This is a genomic window from Acidocella sp. (assembly GCF_052326845.1).
Classification (GTDB): domain Bacteria; phylum Pseudomonadota; class Alphaproteobacteria; order Acetobacterales; family Acetobacteraceae; genus Acidocella.
The window spans coordinates 1-3,077 of sequence record NZ_JBKQJR010000207.1 but is presented as its reverse complement, the minus strand read 5'-3'; the positions used below and the strand labels follow the sequence as shown (position 1 = coordinate 3,077).

General features: G+C 65.0%; 3 protein-coding genes and 1 tRNA gene. 3 read left to right on the top strand and 1 reads right to left on the bottom strand.

Annotation, left to right across the window (positions count from 1 at the left end):
* Positions 1-81: 81 nt before the first annotated feature.
* A tRNA-Gln gene (locus ACLPJJ_RS13870) sits at positions 82-155 on the bottom strand.
* Between the two features lie 235 nt (positions 156-390).
* Between ACLPJJ_RS13870 and ACLPJJ_RS13865 the strand changes: the two genes are divergently transcribed.
* From ACLPJJ_RS13865 to guaB, 3 genes are all read left to right on the top strand, one after another.
* Entirely contained in the window at positions 391-1,383 is a 993-nt protein-coding gene (locus ACLPJJ_RS13865; RefSeq protein ID WP_443591582.1) for a Ppx/GppA phosphatase family protein, read from the top strand.
* Positions 1,380-2,051, top strand: coding sequence for an RlmE family RNA methyltransferase (locus tag ACLPJJ_RS13860; protein ID WP_443591581.1), 672 nt, complete (start codon positions 1,380-1,382; stop codon positions 2,049-2,051). Before ACLPJJ_RS13865 ends, ACLPJJ_RS13860 begins: the two co-directional genes overlap by 4 nt.
* 71 nt (positions 2,052-2,122) lie before the next feature.
* On the top strand, positions 2,123-3,077 hold a 955-nt coding region (gene guaB / locus ACLPJJ_RS13855), incomplete at its 3' end, for an IMP dehydrogenase (RefSeq protein WP_443591580.1).

Sequence of the window (3,077 nt, the reverse complement as noted above, 5' to 3'; positions counted from 1 at the left end):
TGAGAACATCTGGCCAAGCTTGAGGCCCGGCGTGTTGACCGGGACATAAAAGCCAGAGTTTCTATGGAGTTGTGCGTGCGGTGGCTGGGGGACCTGGATTCGAACCAAGGCTACCCGGGTCAGAGCCAGGTGTTCTACCGCTAAACTATCCCCCAGCGGCGGTGCGGAGGCTGGCTACCATTGCTTGAAGCGTTCGGCAAGCCTTGTAGCGTCACCTTCTCGTCATAAATTTAACCATACGGCCCCCGAGTGGCCAATTCCAGCTTGCCCACACCACATAAAGCGCGATTATATTAAGACAAACGGGTAGTAACTAGGACGATGGGCAGCCAATTTTTCACTTCGAGCCATGCCAAATCGGCCGATTCGCGCCGTGCTTGGCGTCGGCCGGTGTTTGGCAGCATCGATCTCGGCACAAATAACTGCCGCATGCTTGTTGGCACCCCCTCGGCCAATGGCTTTCACGTGCTGGACAGTTTTTCCCGCGTCGTACGCCTGGGCGAGGGGCTGTACGAAACCGGCCGGCTCTCATCATCCGCCATGGACCGGGCTATCGCCTCGCTGAATATCTGCGCCGAGCGTGTCCGCCGCTGGGCGGGCGAGGACAATACCGGGCCGCTGAAGCTGCGCGCCATCGCCACCGAGGCCTGCCGCCAAGCAGAGAACGGCGCGGAGTTCATCTCCCGCGCCCGCGAGGCCACAGGCCTGCCGCTGGAGATCATCAACCCGCGCGAGGAAGCCGAGCTGGCGATGGAGAGCTGCGCCTCCCTGTTGTCCAGGGACGGGCGTCGCGCCCTGCTGTTCGACATCGGCGGCGGCTCGACGGAAATCGCCTGGGTGCGGATCAACGAGTGCGCCCCGCCGGAGCTTGTCGGCTATGTCTCCTTGCCGGTCGGCGTGGTCACCCTGTCCGAGCGCTCGGCCAGCAGCTGCTATAGCCCTGACGGCTTCTCCCGGCTGGTGGATGACATCGCCGCCATGTTGCGCCCCTTCGAGGAGGTGCACCGCATCGGCGAGGAAATCCGCCGCGGCGGGGTCCTCATGATCGGCACCTCCGGCACCGTGACGACCCTGGCCGGTGTGTCGCTGAAGCTGGAACGCTACCGGCGCGGCCTGGTGGATGGCATCTCGCTGACCCGCGATGCGGTGGATGACGCCCTGGCCGAAGCCCGCGCCCTGGGGCGCGAGGGGCTGAGCCGCCACCCCTGCATCGGCCAGGAACGGGTGGACTTCGTCCTGCCCGGCTGCGCCATCTTCGCCGCCATCCATGAACTCTGGCAGGTGCCGGAACTCGTTGTCGCCGATCGCGGTCTGCGCGAAGGCATGCTAATGAGGCTGATGCGCACTGTCTCCACGCCTAAACGGAATCTTTTTCACGCATGACCACCGGTTCTTCCCTGCCGCCACGCCGCGATGCGGTGCGGCTTAAAAATGCGCGCAAGCTCTCCACCTCGTCGCAGCGCTGGCTGCAACGTCAGCTTAACGACCCCTATGTAACGGCGGCAAAGGCACAGGGCTGGCGCTCGCGCGCGGCCTTCAAGCTCATCGAGCTGGACGAGAAATACCATCTCATCACCAAGGGCGCGCGTGTGCTGGACCTTGGCGCGGCGCCGGGCGGCTGGTCCCAGGTGGCGCTGGCCCGAGGTGCTGCCAGTGTCGTCGGCATCGATCTGCTGCCCATCGAGCCCGTAACCGGGGCGGAGTTCATCCAGGGCGACTTCCTGGAGGAGGGCATGGAGCAGCGGCTGGAGGAACTGCTCGGCGGCAAGGCCGACCTCGTGCTCTCGGACATGGCGCCCAACACCTACGGCCATGTCGCCACCGACCATATTCGCATCATGGCCCTGGCCGAGACGGCGCTGGCCTTTGCCTGCGATATCCTGGCCCCTGACGGCGCCTTTGTGTGCAAGCTGTTCCAGGGCGGGGCGGAGAAGAACATGCTGGACACGCTCAAGCAGCGCTTCCGCGTGGTGCGCCACGCCAAGCCCCCGGCCAGCCGCAAGGACTCGAAAGAGATGTACGTGGTGGCGACAGGTTTCCGCCCCGCATAGTTGCGCCCTTGCCCCGCGCGCCGGGTCCGGTTATTGGGAACCGCCAAGGTCTTAAATTTGAAAGCGCGGCCATGGCATCCGACACTCCTTTCCAGCTGGATTTTTCCGATCGCATCATGGATGCGCTCGCGTTCGACGATGTCTTGCTGGTTCCCGCTTATTCCCAGGTTCTGCCTAATGCGGTGAGCACCGCCACGCGGCTGACGCGCGAGATTTCGCTGAACATCCCGCTCATCTCCGCCGCCATGGACACGGTGACCGAGGCTGCGATGGCCATCGCCATGGCGCAGCAGGGCGGTATCGGCGTGATTCACAAGAATTTCACCATCGAGCAGCAGGCCGCCGAGGTCCGCCGGGTAAAGAAGTTCGAGAGCGGCATGGTGGTGAACCCGCTGACCATCTACCCTGACCAGACGCTCGCCGATGCCCGCGCGCTGATGCAGATCCACAACATCTCCGGCTTCCCGGTGGTGGAGCGCGACGGCAAGCTGGTCGGCATTCTCACCCACCGTGACGTGCGCTTCGCCACCGACCCCGGCGCCAAAATCTACGAGCTGATGACCCGCGAGAACCTCGCCGTGGTGAAGCCGGGCGTCTCGCCCGAGGAGGCGCGGGCGATCCTGCACAAGCGCCGGCTGGAGCGGCTGCTGGTGGTGGACGATAACTACCATTGCATCGGCCTGCTTACCGTGAAGGACATGGACAAGGCCGAGGCCCACCCGCTGGCCAACAAGGATGAGCTGGGCCGCCTGCGCGTGGCCGCCGCCACCGGCGTGGGCAATGACGGCGCCGAGCGTGCCGCCGCCCTGGTGGATGCCGGGGTGGACGTGGTGGTGGTGGACACCGCCCATGGCCATTCAGAAGGCGTGCTGCAGGCCGTCACCCGCATCAAGAAGGCCTCCAACAACGTGCAGATCATCGCCGGCAACGTCGCCACGCCCGATGGCGCGAAGGCGCTGATCGACGCTGGCGCCGACGCGGTGAAGATCGGCATCGGCCCGGGCTCCATCTGCACCACCCGCGTTG

Excerpts from the sequence above, each read along its gene's own strand:
- ACLPJJ_RS13860 (WP_443591581.1), top strand. The coding sequence starts at position 1,380 with ATGACCACCGGTTCTTCCCTGCCGCCACGCCGCGATGCGGTGCGGCTT.